This is a genomic window from Mesorhizobium sp. J8, from assembly GCF_016591715.1.
In the GTDB taxonomy this organism is placed as follows: Bacteria; Pseudomonadota; Alphaproteobacteria; order Rhizobiales; family Rhizobiaceae; genus Mesorhizobium.
Genome location: NZ_AP024109.1, coordinates 4,568,208 through 4,587,301, shown reverse-complemented (window position 1 = coordinate 4,587,301; position 19,094 = coordinate 4,568,208). Strand labels below are relative to the sequence as shown.

19 protein-coding genes are annotated in these 19,094 nt (G+C 64.4%); 6 read left to right on the top strand and 13 right to left on the bottom strand.

The genetic code is table 11. The features are described 5' to 3' along the window. Positions 1-32 precede the first annotated feature (32 nt). The 11 genes from MJ8_RS21970 to MJ8_RS21920 form a co-directional block, all read right to left on the bottom strand. A complete protein-coding gene (locus MJ8_RS21970) occupies positions 33-920 on the bottom strand; it encodes an amidohydrolase family protein (RefSeq protein WP_201415526.1) in 888 nt (295 codons plus the stop codon). Beyond that, positions 920-2,038, bottom strand: coding sequence for a vWA domain-containing protein (locus MJ8_RS21965; protein WP_225247987.1), 1,119 nt, complete (start codon positions 2,036-2,038; stop codon positions 920-922). Before MJ8_RS21965 ends, MJ8_RS21970 begins: the two co-directional genes overlap by 1 nt. A gap of 146 nt (positions 2,039-2,184) precedes the next feature. Beyond that, entirely contained in the window at positions 2,185-3,066 is an 882-nt protein-coding gene (locus MJ8_RS21960; protein ID WP_201410825.1) for an AAA family ATPase, read from the bottom strand. A 7-nt stretch (positions 3,067-3,073) separates the two neighbouring features. Beyond that, on the bottom strand, positions 3,074-4,078 hold the full coding sequence (locus MJ8_RS32575) for a xanthine dehydrogenase family protein molybdopterin-binding subunit (protein WP_201410824.1): 1,005 nt from the start codon (positions 4,076-4,078) through the stop codon (positions 3,074-3,076). 1 nt (position 4,079) lies between these two features. Further along, positions 4,080-5,447, bottom strand: a complete 1,368-nt coding sequence (locus MJ8_RS32570) for a xanthine dehydrogenase family protein molybdopterin-binding subunit (protein WP_201410823.1) — start codon at positions 5,445-5,447, stop codon at positions 4,080-4,082. An 11-nt stretch (positions 5,448-5,458) separates the two neighbouring features. Next, positions 5,459-5,941 carry a (2Fe-2S)-binding protein gene (locus MJ8_RS21945; protein ID WP_201410822.1) on the bottom strand — a complete coding sequence of 161 codons (483 nt, stop codon included), beginning with the start codon at positions 5,939-5,941 and terminating at the stop codon, positions 5,459-5,461. A gap of 56 nt (positions 5,942-5,997) precedes the next feature. Continuing rightward, positions 5,998-6,792 carry an FAD binding domain-containing protein gene (locus MJ8_RS21940; protein WP_201410821.1) on the bottom strand — a complete coding sequence of 265 codons (795 nt, stop codon included), beginning with the start codon at positions 6,790-6,792 and terminating at the stop codon, positions 5,998-6,000. A 12-nt stretch (positions 6,793-6,804) separates the two neighbouring features. Next, positions 6,805-7,248, bottom strand: a complete 444-nt coding sequence (locus MJ8_RS21935; RefSeq protein WP_040984106.1) for an SRPBCC family protein — start codon at positions 7,246-7,248, stop codon at positions 6,805-6,807. 191 nt (positions 7,249-7,439) lie between these two features. After that, on the bottom strand, positions 7,440-8,267 hold the full coding sequence (locus MJ8_RS21930) for an AraC family transcriptional regulator (protein WP_201410820.1): 828 nt from the start codon (positions 8,265-8,267) through the stop codon (positions 7,440-7,442). A 145-nt stretch (positions 8,268-8,412) separates the two neighbouring features. Then, entirely contained in the window at positions 8,413-9,411 is a 999-nt protein-coding gene (locus tag MJ8_RS21925) for an ABC transporter permease (protein ID WP_201410819.1), read from the bottom strand. A gap of 65 nt (positions 9,412-9,476) precedes the next feature. Continuing rightward, positions 9,477-10,220 carry an ATP-binding cassette domain-containing protein gene (locus MJ8_RS21920; RefSeq protein WP_201410818.1) on the bottom strand — a complete coding sequence of 248 codons (744 nt, stop codon included), beginning with the start codon at positions 10,218-10,220 and terminating at the stop codon, positions 9,477-9,479. 451 nt (positions 10,221-10,671) lie between these two features. Between MJ8_RS21920 and MJ8_RS21915 the strand changes: the two genes are divergently transcribed. Further along, the gene (locus MJ8_RS21915; protein ID WP_040984115.1) at positions 10,672-11,661 is read left to right on the top strand and encodes a sugar-binding protein; all 990 of its coding nucleotides are present in this window, start codon (positions 10,672-10,674) and stop codon (positions 11,659-11,661) included. 77 nt (positions 11,662-11,738) lie between these two features. Here the strand turns inward: MJ8_RS21915 and MJ8_RS21910 are convergent, their stop codons facing one another. Beyond that, complete coding sequence (locus MJ8_RS21910) at positions 11,739-12,677, bottom strand: NAD(P)-dependent oxidoreductase (protein ID WP_201410817.1); 939 nt, start codon at positions 12,675-12,677, stop codon at positions 11,739-11,741. 146 nt (positions 12,678-12,823) lie between these two features. Between MJ8_RS21910 and MJ8_RS21905 the strand changes: the two genes are divergently transcribed. Then, a complete protein-coding gene (locus tag MJ8_RS21905) occupies positions 12,824-13,720 on the top strand; it encodes an NAD-dependent epimerase/dehydratase family protein (RefSeq protein ID WP_201410816.1) in 897 nt (298 codons plus the stop codon). A gap of 101 nt (positions 13,721-13,821) precedes the next feature. Beyond that, positions 13,822-14,598, top strand: a complete 777-nt coding sequence (locus MJ8_RS21900; RefSeq protein ID WP_201410815.1) for a FadR/GntR family transcriptional regulator — start codon at positions 13,822-13,824, stop codon at positions 14,596-14,598. Between the two features lie 22 nt (positions 14,599-14,620). Here MJ8_RS21900 and MJ8_RS21895 read toward each other — a convergent pair whose 3' ends face one another. Further along, on the bottom strand, positions 14,621-14,914 hold the full coding sequence (locus MJ8_RS21895; RefSeq protein ID WP_201410814.1) for a DUF3175 domain-containing protein: 294 nt from the start codon (positions 14,912-14,914) through the stop codon (positions 14,621-14,623). 252 nt (positions 14,915-15,166) lie between these two features. On the opposite strand from MJ8_RS21895, the gene MJ8_RS21890 reads away from it, so the two are divergent. The 3 genes from MJ8_RS21890 to MJ8_RS21880 all read left to right on the top strand — a co-directional run bounded on the left by MJ8_RS21890 (position 15,167) and on the right by MJ8_RS21880 (position 19,054). Next, the gene (locus MJ8_RS21890; RefSeq protein WP_201410813.1) at positions 15,167-16,399 is read left to right on the top strand and encodes an MFS transporter; all 1,233 of its coding nucleotides are present in this window, start codon (positions 15,167-15,169) and stop codon (positions 16,397-16,399) included. A 151-nt stretch (positions 16,400-16,550) separates the two neighbouring features. Beyond that, positions 16,551-17,579 (top strand): LacI family DNA-binding transcriptional regulator, encoded by a 1,029-nt coding sequence (locus tag MJ8_RS21885; RefSeq protein ID WP_201410812.1) that lies wholly within the window; start codon positions 16,551-16,553, stop codon positions 17,577-17,579. A 347-nt stretch (positions 17,580-17,926) separates the two neighbouring features. Beyond that, on the top strand, positions 17,927-19,054 hold the full coding sequence (locus MJ8_RS21880) for a sugar ABC transporter substrate-binding protein (RefSeq protein WP_201410811.1): 1,128 nt from the start codon (positions 17,927-17,929) through the stop codon (positions 19,052-19,054). Positions 19,055-19,094 lie beyond the last annotated feature (40 nt).

The following is a 19,094-nucleotide window of genomic DNA, read 5'->3' as shown; positions in this document are numbered from 1 at the left end:
CGCGCCCGCCGGCGCGGCGGCTTTCGGAGCATTCACACCGGCCGGTAAACCTTCTGCGCCGTGTTCCAGAAGATGTCCGCCTCGGCCTTAGTGCCATGCTTCGCAACTGCACTGCGATGCGCCTTGATCAGCTCGGCATGGCTGGTCCAAAGTTTTTCGATCGGAAAGTTCGAGCCGAACATCAGCCGGTCGCTGCCAAGAATGCCGACCGCGTTGTCGACGATGTAGGCGATGAGCTCCGGGTCGTTGCGGTGGACGAACGTGCCGAGTCCCGACAGCTTGGCGTAGACATTGGGCGCCGCCGAAAGCGTGCGGAGACCCGCCTTCCACGCTTCGGTGGTTTCAGGCTCCATGCCGGTCAGCATGCCGGCATGGGTGAGGATGAAGTCGGTCTCAGGGTTTTCGCCGACGAGAGTCAGGCCGTCCTTCATCTGCGCCGGGAAAAGCTGCAGGTCGAAGGTGAGGCCGTAATCCTTAAGCCGCGCCACGTTCTTCCGCACTTTCGGATCGATCACCTGGTCGGCCGAGGCGGCGAAGCGAAAAGCGGGAGTCTCGTGCCAGTGGAGTTGCATGCGCACGCCGCGCAGTAAGGGATATTTCATCAGCCGGTCGATCTGCGGGCGGACGTCGTCGGCCGTCATGTCGGCATAGCCGACGATGGCATGCGGCCAGCCGGTCTCGTCGGCTGTCTTCTGCAGGAAGGCGACCTCCTTCTCGAAATCCTCCTTGGCCCAGTTGGTCTGGACATAGACGGCCTTCTCGACGCCCGAGCCTTGCTGGTCCTCGAGGAATTCCGCGATCGGATAATCGCGGCGGATCGGCTCGTAGGGGCCGAAGATGCGCGGCACCATCGGTCCGACCAGCCAGGGCTGATCCTTCTGGCGCCAGATGTGGAAATGCGCGTCGATGGCTTTCTGCATCACGATACCCTTTTCCAGATGGTCTCGGCCGCAGGGGCCGGGCTGGCGAGCGACAGGATGAAATCGGTGAGGCTTCCGATCGACGAGCCGTCGACCAGGTCGTCGAGCGCCGGCAGGATGGCGCGAAGCGCCGACGTTGCGGGCCGAAAGCGCGGATCGCCGGCGAGCGGGCTCGCCAGCGACAGCCGGAAGGTGCGGGCGCTGAAGCGGCGCATCGCGGTTTCAAGCTCGGTATGATCGCCGCGCTCCAGCGCGTCCGACAGGATGACGACGCAGGCGCCGCGCGCGAAGGCGGAAAAGCGCGGCACCGCAAGGAAAGCGAGCAAAGTCGGCCCCATTCGGGTGCCGCCGTCCCAATCGTCCACAAGCGCGGCGGCGCGGACGAGCGCATGCTCGCGGTCGCGGACGCGCAGCGCCGAGGTGATGCGGGTGAGGCGTGTGCCGAACGTGAAGACTTCGGCGCGATCGGCACCTTGCACCGCCGCATGCGCCAGCTTGAGATAGTCGGCGGTGTGCAGCTTCATCGAGCCGGAGACATCGATAAGCAGAAGCAGCTTTCGCGGCACTGGCTGCCGCCGGCGCAGCAGCGGCGAGGGGATGTCGCCGTCGGCGCTGACGATTTCGCTGAGTGAGCGGCGGAGGTCGAGGGTGCCGCGCGAGCGGGTGCGCGCAGTGCGGAAGGAACGACGGCCGGGCAGGGCGGTGGCGAGCTTGCGGCGGAACTGGCCGAGGCTATCGGCGTCGCGTTGGAAATCGCGGCTGCTCAACTGCTCGAGCGCCGAGGACAGCTCGCCGCCTTTCTCCCGGCGAGCGACCTGGTTCTCTTCCTCGCGCGTGCCGCGGTCGTCCTTGACGCGGGTTTCGTCGTCCTCTTCGCCTTTGATTGAGGGCTTGGCGTCGCCGTAGAAATAGGCGCGGAAATGCGCCTCGAATTCGCCGCGGCGATCGGGTGGGGGCGCGAGCGTCGCAAGGGCTGCCTCGCGGATGTCGTTCATCGAGCGCGGGCCGAGCAGGGTGACGGATTGCATGAAGCCGATCACCTGTTCCGGCGCGATGGCGAAGGCGTGGCGGCGCAGCAGGCGGGCGAAGCCGAGGAACGGCTGCGCGGAACGGGGCAAGCTCTCCTCTTCCCGTTTACGGGGAGAGGATGCCGGCAGGCAGGTGAGGGGCGGCGCCACCTGCCCAGTGTGGCGCTGCCCGTCATCCGCCCCTTCGGGGCACCTTCTCCCCGTAAACGGGGAGAAGGGACTGTTTGGGTCGCCCATCACCCCAGAGCCTCCTCGACAATCCTCCCCAGTTCCGGTGCGATCGCCGACAAATCCTCCTCATCCTTGATCAGCACGCCGATGGCGCGGCGGAAGGCCTCCGGCCATGGGCTGCCGCCTTTTTCGAGAATCGTCGCGGCATTCGCCCATTCGACCGCTTCGGCGATGCCCGGCGGCTTGGCGAGAGGCCGCGCGCGGATTTCCTGCACGGCGTTCGCCACCGCGCGCGCGGTCGCCTCGGCGACATCGCTGGCGCGCAGCGTGATGATCTCGGCCTCGCGCTCTGCATCGGGATAGCCGATCCAGTGGTAGACGCAGCGGCGGCGCAGCGCCTCGGCCAGCTCGCGCGTGCGGTTCGATGTCAGGATGACGATGGGCTGCGTGGCGGCGCGGATCGTGCCGCGTTCCGGGATGCTGATCTGGAAGTCGGAAAGAAATTCGAGCAGCAGCGCTTCGAACTCGTGGTCCGAGCGGTCGATCTCGTCGACCAGAAGCACGCGTTGCGCCGGCGCCCGCAGCACCTGCAGCAGCGGCCGCGCTATGAGAAAACGGTCGTCATAGATGTCGATCTCGTGCTCGCCGGCATGGCGGATGGCGAGCAACTGGCGCTGGTAGTTCCATTCGTAGAGCGCATGCCCGGCATCGATGCCTTCGTAGCATTGCAGGCGCACCAGCTCACGGCCGAGCAGTTCGGCGACCGCCTTGGCGGCCTCGGTCTTGCCGACGCCCGGCGCGCCTTCGAGCAGCAACGGCTTGCCGAGCCGAATCGCCAGGAAGATCGCGGTGGCAAGGCTGTCGTCAGCCAGATAGCGCGAGGCGGCAAGACGCGCGGCTATCGCCTCTGGCGAAGCAGTGACCGCAACGGCGTCGGCGTTTGCCATCTTCCCCTCAACCTGCGGCCTGCGCCTTCAGCGCGCGCAGGATGCGCTCGGGCGTGATCGGCAGCGTGTCGATACGCACGCCGACGGCGTCGAAGACGGCGTTGGCGATGGCGGGGATCTGTGGGTTGGCGCACATCTCGCCCGGACCCTTGGCGCCGAACGGTCCATCGGCGGAAGGACGTTCGAGCACGATGATCTCGGTCTCGGCGAGATCGCCTGGACCCGGCATCAGATACTGGTTGAAGTCGGTGCCGCCGTGGTCGCGGTTCGGGTAATAGGGCTCGGTCGTCTCGTAGAGCGCGTGGCTGATGCCCATCCAGGAGCCGCCGACCAGTTGCTGCTCGACCATCTTCGGGTTCAGCGCGCGGCCGATCTCGAAGACGTTCTTGACGGTAAGCACCGTCACTTCGCCGGTCTCGTCGTCGACCTCGACGTCGGCCACCGTACAGGCATGGGCATAGCAGGTGGAGGGCTTCATCGCGCCGGTCTCCTTCTCCGGATAGGAGCGCGGGATCAGAAACATGCCGCGGCCGGAGATCGAGCGGCCGCGCTTGAAATGCGCCGACAGCGCGACATCGAAGATCGAGATCGATTTCTGCGGCGCGCCCTTCACCTGGATGTTGCCCTGCCCGTCGGTCTCGAGATCGGAGGCGTTCACCTCCAGCTCTTCGGCCGCCACTTCCAGCATCACCTGACGGGCCTCCTTGGCCGCCTGGATGACGGCGTTGCCGGCGCGGTGCGTGCCGCGCGAGGCAAAGGTGCCCATGCAGTGCGGGCCGGTGTCGGTGTCGGCGGTGTCGATGACGACGCGGTCGGTCGGCACGCCGATCGTCTCGGCGCAGATCTGCGCCATGATCTGCTTCATGCCCTGGCCGAGGTCGACGCTGGAGAGCGTGACCATGAAATTGCCGGTCGGCGTCGAATGGACCAGCGCCTGGGTCGGGTCGCCGCCAAGGTTCATGCCGGTCGGATAGTTGATCGCGGCGACGCCGCGTCCACGCCGGATCGCCATGTCAGGCTCCCTTCTTGTAGGAGGACATAGCCATGTATTTCTCCGCCACCGGCCAGTTGGCGGCGCGCGAGGCTTCCTGCATGCATTCGATCAGCGCCGCACCCTCCGTCGGCTGGCGATGCGCCTTCATGTCGCCGTCACGGTAGGCGTTGATGAAGCGGAACTCGAGCGGGTCCATGCCGATCAGCCGCGCCAGCTTGTCCATCTGCACCTCGAGCGCGAAGTCGCCGATGGTGACGCCGAAGCCGCGCATGGCCGACGAAGGGGTGCGGTTGGTGTAGACGCAATAAGTGTCGATCCAGACATTCGGGATCGTGTAGGGGCCGGGATAGTGTGCCGCACCCTTCTGTGCGCCATAGGGCGAATGGCGCGAATAGGCGCCGGCATCGGTGTAGCCGGTCACCTTGCGTGCGACGATGCGGCCATCCTTCATGACGCCGTCCTTGATGACGACCTTCTCGGCCGCGCGCGGCGAGGAGATCTGCATCTCCTCCTCGCGGCTGTAGATAAAACAGACCGGGCGTCCGGTTAGCTTGGCTCCAAGAATAGCGATCGGCTCGACGATCACGTCGACCTTGCCGCCAAAACCGCCGCCGACCGTGCCGCCCACGAAATGCAGCTTAGAGCCCGGCATCTGTAGGATGATCGAGGTGTTGTCGAGCGTGAAGAACATCGCCTGCGTGTTGGTGTAGCAGGTGAAGCGATCATTGCCTTCGGGCGCCACCACGCAGCCCGTCGTCTCGGTCGGCGCGTGCTCGATCGGCGAGGACCGGTAGGACTGCTCGAGGATGTGGTCGGCTTGGGCAAAACCCGCTTCGACATCGCCGAAGCGCACCTTTCGGCATTCGCCGCTGTCGTAGAGATAATAATTCTGGCCGTGATATTCGTTGACCAAAGGTGCGCCGGGCTTCAGCGCCTCTTCCATGTCGAAGACCGCCGGCAGCACCTCGTAGTCGACCTTGACTTTGGCGGCGGCTTCTTGCGCCGCACGCTCGGTCTCGGCCAGCACCGCCACCACGGCCTCGCCCCTCCAGCGCACCTTGCCGTCCGCGAGCACGGTTTCGTCCTCGGGCCCGATCTGGATCAGGATCAGAATGGTGTAGACGTTGTGCGGCACGTCCTTGGCGGTCAGCACGCGCACGACGCCCGGATGTTTCTCCGCCTCGGACGTATCGATCGAGCGGATGCGGGCATGGTGGTGCGGGCTGCGCACCATCTTCAGATGCAGCATGCCCGGAAAATTGCGGTCGGCGAAATAAGCGGTCTTGCCGGTGACGTGTCCGGGCGAATCGAGCCGCGGCCGTGGCTGGCCGATCTCGTGCAGGCCGTCCTTGCGGACATCGGCGAAATAATCCTTGCGCAGTTCCATGGCTCGTCCCCTCAGGCGGCGTTCTGCGAGTTGGCGCGCGCGGCCGTCAGCACCGCCTGGATGATCGGCTCGTAGCCGGTGCAGCGGCAGATGTTGCCGGACAGCGCCTCGACCACGTCCTCGCGACTGGGGTTGGGCGTGCGGTCGAGCAGCACCTTCGCCGCCATGATCATGCCCGGCGTGCAGAAGCCGCATTGCGTGGCGAAAGCATCGAGGAAGGCGCGCTGCAGCGGATGCAGCACGCCACCTTCGGCGAGACCGGCGGTCGTCTTGATGTCGGCGCCGCTGCAGGTCTCGGCCAGCGTCAGGCAGGAGAGCCGCAATTCGCCGTCGATGATGACCGAGCAGGCGCCGCAGGTGCCCTGGTGGCAGCCGCCCTTGGGCGACGTGTCACCGATCTTGTCCCTGAGCGCGTGGAGCAGCGTCGTGCCGCTCTCGATGAACTCGGCCTTTTCGGAGCCGTTGAGCGTGAATTGAACCGGGACCTTCGCCATTCTTCCTCCTCGCGCACCCGCCCGGACCGGCCGGGCTGACGCGTCCCCAATGGATATCAATCGAGCAGCAGCCGGCCGAGATGGACCGGCAGGACCTCGGCGCGATACCAGGCGCTGGCGATCGGGTCGGTGATCGGCGCAATGCCTTGGCTCGCGGCGGCAAGCGCCGGCGCGATTTCCTGAGGCGTGAGCTTGCAGCCGAGCAGCGCCTTCTCCGCGCTCTTGGCGCGTATCGGCCGGTCGGCCATGCAGCCCAGCGCGATCCGCGCCGCAGTCACGGTGCCGTCCGCCGTGCGCTGCAGAAGTGCTGCGATGCTCAGCACCGACACCCCCTTCGGCTTGACACGCGACACTTTCAGAAAGCGGAAGCTCTCGGCCTTGGGCATTGAGAAGCCGGCAGCGGTGACGACGGCGCGGCTGGTGTCGCGGCCGGCCAGAAAAGTCTCGATCGGAATCTCGCCGTCTTCGGTGACGACGGTCGCATCCAGCGCCAGCAGGGCCACAGCGAAATCGCCGTAAGGGGTAGGGGCGAACAGATTGCCGCCGACGGTCGCCATGTTGCGGATCGCCGGCCCGCCGACGGCGCGCGCGGCCGGCGCCAGCGTGGCGAGTTCGGGATGGCGGGCGATCGCGGCCATCGTGACCGAAGCGCCGAGCCGGACCTTGCCACCGGAAACCGCGATCCGCGACAGGCCAGGATCGGTGACGCGGACAAGGCTGGAGACGGAAACGTCGCCTTCGTTGGCCGCGCGGACGACAAGCGTGCCGCCGCCAATGTAGCGTGCGCCCGCTGCCTGCAGGGCGGCGTTGGCGTCTTTCACGCTCGAAAAAGTCTGCAGCGCAAGCGACATGGCGCGCTCCCGTCAGCTCTGGCCGGCGAAATGGGCCTTCAGGGCGTTGAAGCCGCCCTGGAAGACGTTCGCGCCCATGCCCTCGGCCAGCTTGTCGGCTTCCTCGGGCGCGGCGTCGAAGCTCGCCGTCCATTCCGCATAGGTGCGGTTGCCGTCGGTGACGCGGCGCAATTGCAGCGTCGCCTTGTGATTGGTGAGCGGCTGCGGCGTCTCGAGGATCGAGTAGCTGACCAGGAAATTCTCGTCGGAGAAGTCGAGCAGTTTTTCACGCAGCGTCGCGCCGCTGACGAGTTTGAAATTGCGCACGCAGCCGATCGTGGTGGCGTCCTTGCCGTCTTCGATATGGCTTTCCACCATGCGCGGATGCCAACTGGGCAAGCCGTTGAAGTCGCGGATGCGCGCCCAGACCTGCTCGACCGGCGCGTCGATGACGCTGGAAATGGTGACTTTCGCCATGACTGGTTCCCTTGCAAAGATCGGGAACAGGCTAGGGCGGCCGACGGGGCGGCGCTTATCAATGCGTCTTGAGCGCATATCAACCAGTCGGAAAAACCGGCGCGTCGATATTGAGGTGATGCCGGCCTGCAAATGGCGGCTTCGCGCCCGTCTTCGACTCCGGCTCGGCCTGACCTCAATCTCAACGCGCCTTACGCTGTCGCACGAGCGGCTTCGCGGTAGAGCGTCGGCGGCACGCCGACATGGTCGCGGAAGAAGCGCGAGAAATTGCCCTGGGTGGTGAAGCCGAGATTGCAGGCGACCGAGATCAGCGGTTCCTGCGACCACTGCAGTTGCCGCACGGCTTCCTCCATGCGCAGCGTGTTCCAGTAGACGTTCGGCGTCAGGTTGGTCTGTTCCTTGAACAGTGCGAAGAAATGCGGTCGGGAGAGCCCGACCGAACGGGCCACGTCGTCGAAGGAGATGCGCTCGCAGACATTGGCCTTCATCAACTGGATCGCCTTGCGGACGCGGAAGTCGAGCATCGTGTTGATGCGGGCGCGGGCTGTCTGCGGCGCCGAAGCATCCGCCGCATCGAGCACTGAGTCGATGAAACGTTCGATCTCGTAATTGGCGACGTCGTCGATGCTCTCATTGTCGGTGAGGTGGTCGAGCAGGTTCGCCGCCGCCTGGTGCAGCCAGGGCTCCAATGTGATCGCGGCTTGCGTGAACAGCGGCGCCGACGAGGGGAGGTCGCGGCGCTGGCGCGCCCAATCCGGGTCGATGTAGAAGGCCAGGAAAAGGCCAGGCTTGCCGTCCCGGGAGAGCGCATGGCTGTGTGGCTGGAACGAATTGATGCCGGCCGCGGTGCCGGGCCCAAGCCGCACCGTTTCGCGGCCGATGGTCATTTCGCCTGCGGTGCCTTCCAGCCAGATGATGAGATGCGCCTCGCCATGGGCATGGGTGACGAAGTCGTTGGCGACATTCAGCACGGAAACATGCCCGAACCGGCCCCAATAGAGCCTGATCGCGTCCGTCATAGGTATCGTTCCTCCCGCAGGCGACTGGCCTCCCTTCGCCTGCGTTAGAATAGTGCGGCCGGGGTGCGGTCGCGTCAAGGCAGGCAGGAATGATGGCCGTCTCGCATCGCCCGTCCGGGCCGATTTTCAGACTGGGCGATAGGGGCTAGTCGCTGCGCCGGAAGTTGCGGATGCGGTCGAACAGCACCGCCAGAATGATCGCGCCGCCGATGAAGGTGCCTTGCCAGAAGGCGTTGATGCCAAGCAGGCCCAAGCTGTTGCGGATCACCTCGATGAGAGCGGCGCCGACGACGGCGCCGAGCGCGGTGCCGACGCCGCCGGCGAGATTGGCGCCGCCGATGACAGTGGCGGCGATGACCTGCAGTTCCATGCCGGTGCCGAGATTGGTGGTGACAGCACCAAGCCAGCCGGTCTGGATGATGCCGGCGAGCCCGGCCGATAGCGCGGAGATCATGTAGACTGCGACCTTGATCTGCTTGACGGGAACGCCTGTCAGCGTCGCAGCGTGCTCATTGCCGCCGATAGCGAAAATGTGCCGGCCGAACTTGGTCCAGCGCAGGATGAAGCCGGTGATCAGCGCCAGGATGATCATGTAGAGAACCGGATTGGCGATGCCGAAGACCCAGGCGCCGCCGCCCAGCGCCAGAAGCTTCTGGTGGTCCGGCCCGAATTGGAAGACCACGGTGTTGTTCGAAGCGACCATGGCAAGGCTGCGCGCCACCGAGAGCATGCCGAGCGTCACCACGAAGGGCGGGAAGCCGAGATAGGCGATGAGCACGCCGTTGAAGGCGCCGATGGCGAGGGCTGTGACGATCGTGGCCAGGATGCCGATCTCGATCGAATAGCCGGCATGCATGGTGACGGCGAGCACCATGGAGCACAGGCACAGCACGGAGCCGACCGACAGGTCGATACCGCCGGTGATGATGACGAAGGTCATGCCGAGCGCGACGATGGCGACGAAAGTGACGTTGCGCGTGATGTTGAAGAGATTCTTCGACGTCGCGAAGGAATCGGTGGCGACGGACAGGAACAGGCAGGCGAGAATGACTGCGATCACCACCCAGAAGGTCTGGTTGGAGAAGAGCCGCGACAGGAAGGTGTGCTGCTTCTGCGCGATCGTCTGGTCAAGGGTGACTGCCATTATCGACCTTTCCTGAGGTGGGACGCGGAACACCCTGCGTCACGCCACCCGTTCAAATCCGTGAGTCATGCCACCTGTTCGATGGCGCCGGTGATCAGCCCGGTGACTTCCTCGGGTGAGCTCGAAGCGATCTTCTTGTCGGCAACCTTGCGGCCGCGCCGCATGACGATGACGCGGTCGGCGACATCGAACACGTCGGGCATGCGGTGGCTGATCAGCACAACGGCGATGCCCTGGTCGCGCAGATGGCGGATGAGGTTGAGCACTTCGGCCACCTGCCTGACCGAGATCGCCGCCGTCGGCTCATCCATCAGGACGATCTTGGCCTGCGACAGCATGGTGCGGGCAATCGCCACCGCCTGACGCTGACCGCCCGACATCTGCTTGACCAGGTCGCGCGGCCGCGTCTCGGATTTCAGCTCGGCGAAGAGCTGGCCGGCGCGCTTGTACATCGCCGCATAGTCGAGGATGCGGAACGGGCCGATGCCGCGGCGCAACTCGCGGCCGAGATAGACGTTTGCCGCGGCCGTCAGATTGTTGCATAGCGCAAGGTCCTGGTGGACGATCTCGATGCCGTGCTGACGGGCGTCCGCGGGCTTGTGCATGACAAGCTCCTTGCCCTCCAGATGGATGGTGCCCTGGCTCGGCCGGAAATTGCCGGCAATCATCTTCACCAGCGTCGACTTGCCGGCGCCGTTGTCGCCCATCAGGCCGACGACCTCGCCGGCCTCCAGCGAGAACGAGACGTCGTTGACCGCCTGGATGGCGCCGAAATGCTTCGAGATGTTGGCGAGTTCGAGAACCGACACCAGCCTTAAGCCTCCCCGTTTGTTGACGCAGCCTTCCGCCGGACTCGCCGGCGCCACCTACGTTCCGCCCGTCCATCTCCTCACGAACGGCGCGGTAGATGCATTTAGGCAAAAGCCGGCAAAGCCGTCAATCAATTGTCTGACGATTAATTTCGAGACTCGACAAAAAATCTGTTTTGTAGGACAAATAGGAATTGACCGTTGGCGAAAGCCGATATTAGCTAGCGTCGGAGGAATAATTTGCCCATCGAGCGCGCATACGGCGGAACGGGGCAAATGGCTTGACGATCAAGGATTCGGGCGCGCCAGTATTGGGGCGAACGGATCGGCAAATGCTTATCAGCCCGGCCGGGACACGAGCATTGGGAAGATGCTCGCCATCGTTCCTGCGCATCCGGTCTGATCGGTGTGGCGGGCACGCGGTGTCCGTCTGTTTCAAGGGAGGACTGATATGAGGAAAACACTTTTGCTTGCCGCCGTCGCCGCCATGGCGTTGGGCGCCGGGCCGGCTTTGGCCAAGAAACAGCTCGTCATCGTCGTGAAAGGTCTCGACAATCCATTCTTCGAAGCCATCCATCAGGGCTGCGAGAAGTGGAACAAGGAGAACGCCAGCTCGGAATATGAATGCTTCTACACCGGCCCGGCATCGACCTCGGACGAAGCCGGTGAAGCGCAGATCGTGCAGGACATGCTGAGCAAGCCCGACACGGCGGCGATGGCGATCTCGCCGTCGAACGCGCCGCTGATCGCGCAGACGATCAAGAGCGCCAATCCGTCGATTCCGATCATGACGGTCGACGCCGACCTTGCCAAGGAAGACGCGGCGCTGCGCAAGACCTATCTCGGCACCGACAACTACCTCATGGGCAAGAAGATCGGCGAGTACATCAAGAAGGCCAAGCCGAATGGCGGCACGATCTGCACCATCGAAGGCAATCCGGCGGCCGACAACATCCTGCGCCGCGCGCAAGGCATGCGCGATGCGCTGTCGGGCAAGGAAGGCCTTGCCGCACTTGCCGGCGAAGGCGGCTGGACCGAAGCCCCTGGCTGCCCGGTGTTCACCAATGACGACGGTGCCAAGGGCGTGCAGGCGATGACCGACATCCTTGCCGCCAATCCGAAGCTCGACGCCTTCGGCATCATGGGCGGCTGGCCGCTGTTCGGCGCCCCGCAGCCCTATCGCGATTTGTTCAAGCCGATGGCCGACAAGATCGCCAAGAACGAGTTCGTCATCGGTGCCGCCGACACGATCGGCGACGAGGTGGCGATCGCCAAGGAAGGCCTGGTGACCGCGCTGGTCGGCCAGCGGCCGTTCGAAATGGGCTACAAGGCGCCGTCGGTGATGCTCGACCTCATCGGGGGCAAGAAGGTCGACGATCCGGTCTTCACCGGCCTCGACGAATGCACCAAGGAAACGGCCGACACCTGCATCCAGAAGTAGGCGCAGGCTGCATCCGAACCATCGAGAAATGAAGGGGGCGCCCAAAAGGCGCCCCCGCACTTTTCCTGGAATTGCTCTCAGATCTTCTGCTTGACGCCGTCCTTCGAAGGCATCAGGTCGACGCCGTTGAGCTTGCCGATATGGGTGGCGAGCATCGGCACATATTGCTCGGCGGGACCGGCGGCATGCGCCGTCGCGAACGAATTCTTGGTGGCGTTGCCGAGCGGATTGGCGATGCCGGCGGCGCCCGCCATCGATTCCAGATAGGTCAGATCCTTGAAGGCATTGGCGATGGTGAACTTGTGCGCGTCGCGGTCGCCCTCCAGGGTCCAGCGCATGAAGGTCTGGTAGAAGCCGCAATCCATGCGGCCGTTGCGGATAACGCTGTCGAAGCGCGCCGGCGAGATGCCGACCTTCTGCGCCAGCGCCAGAGCCTCGGAATAGATCGCAGCGTAGCCGAGCGAGACGAAGTTGTTGAGCAGCTTCATGCGATGGCCGTCGCCGGTGTCGCCGATATGGACGATGCGGCCGGCCCAGGTCTCGACCACCGGCTTCACCCTGGCGAATACCGCGTCCGGCGCGCCGACCATGGCATCGAGCGTGCCTTCCCAGGCCTCCTTCGGCGTGCGGCTGAGCGGGGCGTCGACATAGTCGACGCCGAGCGCCTTGAGTTCGGCGGCGAGCGCCACGGTCGAGACCGGATCGGAGGTCGAGCAGTCGACGACCACCGAGCCCCGCTTCAGGCCTTCCTTCAGGCCGCCGGGACCGCGGATGATCGCTTCCACCTCACGCGAGCCGGTGACGCAGATGAAGACGATATCGGATGCCGCCGCCACCTCCCTGGACGTGGCAACCTCCTTGGCGCCGCGGCCGGCCAGGTCTTCCGCGGGCTTGCGGTTCTTGCGGCCGAGGAAGGTGAGCGGATAGCCCTTGTCGACGACATTCTTGGCGATGCCGTGCCCCATAAGGCCTAGGCCGATGAAACCGATGTTCTCGCGGGCAGCGGTGGTGCTCATGTCGTCTCTTCCCTGTCTTTCATGATGATTGGTGCCCGGCGGCGGGCGATTGTCGAGAGGTTTCCGCGGATCGCGGTTGGCAAGCGATTGCGGAATACCATATTGTCTGACAATACACATAATTCCTGAGCCTTGTGGAGACTAAAATGACGAAGCGGATCATGTTCACCGGTGGCAGCGGCAAGGCAGGCCGGCACGTCGTTCAATATCTGGTCGAACATGGCTGCCAGGTGCTCAACATCGACACCAAGCCGCTCGACAATCCGAAGGTGCGCACCCTGATCACCGACATCACCGACAGCGGGCAGGTGTTCAACGCACTGTCGAGCTATATGGGCCTGCACGAGTTCGATCCGTCGCTGAGGGCTCAGCCGGTCGACGCCGTGGTGCATTTCGCGGCGATCCCGCGCATCATGATCACGCCGGACAACGAGGTGTTCCGCATCAACGCGATGGGCACCTACAATGTCATCGAAGCAGCCGTGAAGCTCGGAATACGCAAGGTGATCATCGCTTCCAGCGAGACGACCTACGGCCTGGTTTTCGCCAACGAGCCGCGCAATCCCACGCACTTCCCGCTCGACGAGGACTATGACGTCGACCCGATGGACTCCTACGCGCTGTCGAAGATCGTCAACGAGAAGACGGCGCGGGCCTTCGCGCTGCGCAGCGGCGCCGACATCTATGCGCTGCGCATCGGCAACGTCATCGAGCCGCACGAGTACTCACTGTTCCCGAAATGGTTCGCCGATCCGGGCTTCCGCAAGCGCATCGCCTGGAGCTACATCGATGCGCGCGATCTCGGCCAGATCACCTTGCGCGCCGTCGAGAAGGATGGCCTGGGCTACCAGGTCTTCAACGCGGCCAATGACGACACCTCGTCGGACCTGCCGACGGCGGAGCTGTTGAAGCGCTTCTATCCGGACGTGCCGGTCCAGGCCGAGCTCGGCGAATATGAGACGCTGCTTTCGAACCGCAAGGCGCGCGAGGTGCTCGGCTTCCGGCCCGAGCACAGCTGGCGCAAATACGTCAAAACGACCTGAGGCAGCGACAAATGCCCGTTGAGCTGTGCACATCTCGGCAGGTTTTGGCAAAGCGGGCTTGCCATGCTTGACAGCCCCTGAAAACGGGATTTTGTGGACCTATGCGGGACGCGAAGCCGAACAACGAAAAAAGGCCGATGAAGACGGCGGCTGCGGAGCGTACGGCCGGCGTTCGCCGGGCCGATGCGCCACGCATCCCCGGCGCCAGCGTCCATACCTCTCTGGCCAGCGAGATCGGGCTTCGGATCGTGCGCGGTGACTATCCACCGGGCACCATCCTGCCCAATGAGGCGAAATGGTCGGAGACCTTCGACGTCAGCCGCTCCGCGGTGCGCGAGGCGATCAAGATGCTGATGGCCAAGAGCCTTCTGGCGTCGCGGCCGAAGATCGGCAGTTGGGTCGAACCGAAGGAACGCTGGAACCTCCTCGACCGCGACGTGCTGTCCTGGTACGCGACGTCGCCGGACCGCGAGGTTTTCCTGAGGACCGTGCAGGAGTTCCGCCACATCATCGAGCCGGAAGCGACAGCCTTCGCGGCGATGCGGCGCACCGACGAGCAGATGGCCGAGATCAGCCAGGCCTGCCGCGAGATGGGCGAGGCCACCAACCTGCAGGAGCGAACCCGCGCCGACACGCGCTTCCATCTCGCCATCCTGAGAGCTTCCGGCAACGACCTCCTGGTGCCGCTAGGCGTGCTGATCGAATCCGCCTTCGACCATCTCTTCACCTACACGACGCGCGAGCTCGACGATCTGCAGCATGCCCAGAAGCTGCACGAGGCCATCGAGAGGAATATCCGCCTGAAAAGGCCGGATGCGGCGCGCAATGCGGTCCGCAAGCTGCTGGCCAATACCGACGAGGTCATTCAATCGCGTTAGGACCAGTCCGGGCGCAGGCAGATTAATGCTGATTCTGCTTTTCGCGGCCGAAGGCGACCCGCAGTTCGTCCTTCGCGTTTTCCAGCACTTTTCTGCGCTCCTCGGGCAGGTTCTTGCCGGCGCGGTTGATGTAGAAATTCAACATCGACATGGCGGATTGAAACGGCTCGGCCTTGCGGCGGTCGCTGTGCTCGGCTGAGCGCTTCAGCGAGGCGGCTATCTTCTTGGCGTCGTCGGATTCGAAGACGTGCTCCTCGAGATCGAGCGCGTCGCTGTGCTCGGTCACGTCGGCCGACCATTTCTTTTTGGCGGTCATGGCGAAACTCCTTCCTGGAGCGCTTCGGCGTTTCACGGAGAGGCCGAAGCGCTCGACCTCTTATTTTCACGCAATTGCGGACGGAAACCGTGGAGCGCTTCCCGGAATTGCTCTGAGGCAAACTCCGTGAGGGGAGGCGGGTTCCGGCTCTGGAGCCACGGATTTGCCCGTCGTGGCGCTGCTCGGCTTGGAAAATGGGCCGATAGTGCGCCCAAAGACGCGATCTCGAAGAAATCGCGGGCAGGAGACGCCGTGACGACACTTCCAGGAAACGCGGCGAAGAACGCCGGCATAGACAGCTTCTATGCATGGACGAGGCTCGGCATTTCCTTGCTGCTGGCGACGATCGGCGGCGTCGGCACCTGGGCGGTGGTCGTGGTCCTGCCCGCCGTGCAAGCCGAATTCGGCATCGATCGCGCCGCCGCCTCGATGCCGTACACGGCGACCATGGTGGGTTTTGCCGCGGGCAACGCGCTGATCGGGCGCGCCATCGATCGCTTTGGATACTGGATACCGGCTCTCGCCGCTTCGCTCGCGTTAGGCGCGGGGTTTCTGCTGGCATCGCTCGCCAATTCGATCCTGGGTGTCACGCTGGCTCAAGGCCTTCTGATCGGTGTCGGCTGTTCGGCGATCTTCGGGCCGCTGATCGCCGATGTCTCGCACTGGTTCGATCGCCGCCGTGGCGTCGCGGTGACGGTGGCGGCATCGGGCAATTACATTGCCGGGGCGATCTGGCCGACGATCATGCCTTATGCGATGCAAGGCCATGGCTGGCGTTTCACCTATGCGCTGATCGGGATCGTCTGTCTCGTCACCATGGTGCCGCTGGTCCTGTTGCTGCGGCGGCGCGCGCCCCATGAGGGAATTTCCGGCGCGCCTCGCGCGCGGCCGGTGCAGCCGATCTCGCTGTCACCCTCGCAATTGCAGGTCCTGCTGGTGATTGCCGGATTCGGCTGCTGCATGGCGATGTCGATGCCGCAGGTGCATATCGTCGCCTATTGCATGGATCTCGGCTACGGCGTCGCGCGCGGCGCCGACATGCTGTCGATCATGCTGGCGGCCGGGGTCGTCAGCCGGATCGGCTCCGGCTTCCTCGCCGACCGCATCGGCGCAGTGAAGACATTGCTGAGCGGCTCGGCGCTGCAGTGTCTGTCGCTGCTCTTCTACATCCCCTTCGACGGGCTTGCCTCGCTCTATGTCGTCTCGCTGGTCTTCGGCCTGTCGCAAGGCGGCATCGTGCCCTGCTACGCCATCATCGTGCGCGATTACATGCCGGCAAAGGAAGCCGGCCAGCGCGTCGGCATCGTCCTGATGGCGACGATCTTCGGCATGGCGGTGGGCGGCTGGATGTCGGGTTGGATCTACGACCTCACCGGCTCCTATGCGGCCGCCTTCCTGAACGGGATCGGCTGGAATCTCGTCAACCTCGCGGCCATCCTGCTTTTGATGTGGAAGGCCAACCGAAGCGCCGCGGCGATCGCCTGACGGGCCTCGGGCGCCGGCTTGCTTGACAACGATTGGCGCATGCGCGACGCCAATCGGCAATGCTGACTTGCCGGGCTGACTTGGTGGGCGCGATGACACGGATGCCGATCCCGAAATTGCCGCCGCGCGTGCGAGGGCGGGGAACAAGCCTTTGACCAGGCCGCGCTCCCGTCGCGGCGGCGGCCGTCCGACCATCGCCGATGTGGCACGCAAGGCCGGTGTCGGCGCGATCACCGTGTCGCGCGCGCTGCGTGAGCCGGGACGGGTGTCGGAGGACCTTCGCCGGCAGATCCAGGCCGCGGTCGACGAACTCGGCTACGTGCCCGACCCGAACGCCCGCGCGCTTGCCTCGGCGCGCGCCGAGGTGTTCGGCGTGCTGGTTCCATCGCTCACCAACAACGTCTTCGCCGAGGTGGTGCGCGGCATCTATGACAGCCTCTCGGACAGCCCGTTCCGCATCCAGATCGGCAACACGCATTATTCGGGGCTGGAAGAAGAGCGGCTGCTGCAGGTTTTCGGATCCCAGCGCCCGGCGGCGCTCATCGTGGCCGGCATCGACCAGACGCCGAGCGCTCGGCGGCTGCTGGAGAATGCCGGCTGCCCGGTGGTGCAGGTGATGGAGACCGGCCCGGACCCGGTCGACATGATGGTCGGCTTCTCGCATTTCGACGGCGGCAGGACGGCCGCCGAGCATCTCCTGCAGGTCGGATACCGCAAGATCGGATTCATCGGCGCGCGAATGGACCCGCGTTCGCAGCGCCGCCTCGCCGGCTACCGCGCCGCCATGGAGGCCGCCGGTCTGTTCGATCCGCGGCTCGTCACCACCACGCCGGTGCCGTCAAGCGTGACGCTCGGGCGCGAGCTGTTCCGCGACGCGCTGGCCAAGATGCCGACGCTCGACGGCGTGTTCTGCAACAACGACGATATCGCTCTCGGCGTCCTGTTCGAATGCCATCGCGCATCGATCGACGTGCCGAAGCAGATCGGCATTGCCGGCTTCAACGATCTCGACATGATGCAGGTGTCGTTTCCTTCGATCACCAGCGTGCGCACGCATCGCTATGAAATCGGGACGCGCGCGGTCGCCATGGCGCTGGCTGCGATCGCCGGAAACCGGCCCGAACAGCGGATCGTCGACCTCGGTTTCGAACTCATGCGACGCGAAAGCACCGCGCGCTAAGGCTACGGCGGAACGCCGAGCCAACCGTTGCGCCAGTTCCCTGGAACGCTCTGAGGACACGGAAAAATGACCAGGACGCCGCTTTACAGCCTTCTGTGGTAGCGCTACCATTTGTCTGTAAAATCAACATCCGGCATATTCAGGCGTCTGTTTATTATACATAAGCAACAGCTCATGCTTGTTTATTATGTATAATATGATAGTTTCTGAATGTCCTCGGGAGGCGAAGGAAGAGGGGAGGCGGGGCGATGCGCATCGCCCGGCAAGCATCTCGGTTCGGCAGGAGGGTGCCGCCGGGCGTGTGAGGATTTCATAGTTCCGCAGATCTGCAATTGGGAGGAATACCGATGATCAAGTCACTCGTTGGCGGCGTCGTTGCCGCAACTGCATTCGTCATGCTCCACTCGGCCGCCATGGCCGCCGGACCGGAAATCGTCTCCGGCCCCGCCGCGCAGCCGGACTGCTTCGCGCCATGGTCCGCGGACACCAAGTTCTTCAAGTACCCCAAGAAGGAAGGCCCATACCGCATCGCCTTCTCGAACGGCTATATCGCCAATACCTGGCGTATCCAGATGGTGCAGACGGCCAAGGCCTATGCGGCGCAGCCGGATGTGAAGGCCAAGATCAAGGAATTCAAGGTCGTCTCGACCGGCGAGGACGTGCCGGCGCAGATCTCGGCGATCAACAACTTCATCGATTCCGGCTATGACGCGATCGTCACCGACGCGCAAAATCCGACCGCCTTCGGCCCGGTCATCAAGCGCGCCAAGGAAGCCGGCATCGTGCTGGTCGCCTTCGACAACATCCTCGACACCAAGGACGCCATCAACGTCAATGTCGACCAGAAGGGTCTCGGCGAGTTGTGGGCCAAGTGGCTGGTCGAGAAAGTGCCGAACGGCGGCAAGATCCTCGAAGTGCGCGGCGTCGCCGGCACCTCGGTGGATACCGACCGACACAACGGTATCCATGAGGTGCTGGATGCTTCCGGCAAGAAGTGGGACGTCACCGAAGTCGCCGGCAAGTGGGATGATGGTGTGGCGCAAAAGGTGACGGCCGACGCGATTGCGACCAACGGCCCGTTCGACGGCATCACCGGCCAAGGCGGCGACACCGGCATCGTGCAGGCGATGATCGACGCCAAGCATCCCTTCGTCCCATTCGGCGGCGAGACCGAGAACGGCTTCCGCAAATTCTGCGCGGCGCATTCGGCCGATGGGCTGAAGTGCACTTCGGCCGGCTCCGGCCCGGCGCAGGTTGCGGTGGCCATCAAGACCGCGATCGCGGCGCTGGAAGGCGAGGTGGTGCCGCAAGAGGTGAAGCTGCCCTTGGCCGTCGCCTCGGATCCGAACATGAAGGAAGGGACGGATTACTTCCCGAAGGAGTCCGACAATTTCTTCGTCGGCAATTCCTTCCCGACCTGCGGCATCAATTTCAGCGCGCAGGAAATCATGGGTCAGACCAAGGAAAACCAGTAGTCTTTGGGTCGCTGGCCGGCGCCGCGGCTGAGCCGCGGCG

Bases quoted from the DNA above. Each gene is read 5' to 3' on its own strand.
- MJ8_RS21970 (WP_201415526.1), bottom strand. From the start codon at position 920: ATGCAGAAAGCCATCGACGCGCATTTCCACATCTGGCGCCAGAAGGAT.
- MJ8_RS21960 (WP_201410825.1), bottom strand. From the start codon at position 3,066: ATGGCAAACGCCGACGCCGTTGCGGTCACTGCTTCGCCAGAGGCGATA.
- MJ8_RS32575 (WP_201410824.1), bottom strand. From the start codon at position 4,078: ATGGCGATCCGGCGTGGACGCGGCGTCGCCGCGATCAACTATCCGACC.
- MJ8_RS32570 (WP_201410823.1), bottom strand. From the start codon at position 5,447: ATGGAACTGCGCAAGGATTATTTCGCCGATGTCCGCAAGGACGGCCTG.
- MJ8_RS21945 (WP_201410822.1), bottom strand. From the start codon at position 5,941: ATGGCGAAGGTCCCGGTTCAATTCACGCTCAACGGCTCCGAAAAGGCC.
- MJ8_RS21940 (WP_201410821.1), bottom strand. From the start codon at position 6,792: ATGTCGCTTGCGCTGCAGACTTTTTCGAGCGTGAAAGACGCCAACGCC.
- MJ8_RS21935 (WP_040984106.1), bottom strand. From the start codon at position 7,248: ATGGCGAAAGTCACCATTTCCAGCGTCATCGACGCGCCGGTCGAGCAG.
- MJ8_RS21930 (WP_201410820.1), bottom strand. From the start codon at position 8,267: ATGACGGACGCGATCAGGCTCTATTGGGGCCGGTTCGGGCATGTTTCC.
- MJ8_RS21925 (WP_201410819.1), bottom strand. From the start codon at position 9,411: ATGGCAGTCACCCTTGACCAGACGATCGCGCAGAAGCAGCACACCTTC.
- MJ8_RS21915 (WP_040984115.1), top strand. From the start codon at position 10,672: ATGAGGAAAACACTTTTGCTTGCCGCCGTCGCCGCCATGGCGTTGGGC.
- MJ8_RS21910 (WP_201410817.1), bottom strand. From the start codon at position 12,677: ATGAGCACCACCGCTGCCCGCGAGAACATCGGTTTCATCGGCCTAGGC.
- MJ8_RS21905 (WP_201410816.1), top strand. From the start codon at position 12,824: ATGACGAAGCGGATCATGTTCACCGGTGGCAGCGGCAAGGCAGGCCGG.
- MJ8_RS21900 (WP_201410815.1), top strand. From the start codon at position 13,822: ATGCGGGACGCGAAGCCGAACAACGAAAAAAGGCCGATGAAGACGGCG.
- MJ8_RS21895 (WP_201410814.1), bottom strand. From the start codon at position 14,914: ATGACCGCCAAAAAGAAATGGTCGGCCGACGTGACCGAGCACAGCGAC.
- MJ8_RS21880 (WP_201410811.1), top strand. From the start codon at position 17,927: ATGATCAAGTCACTCGTTGGCGGCGTCGTTGCCGCAACTGCATTCGTC.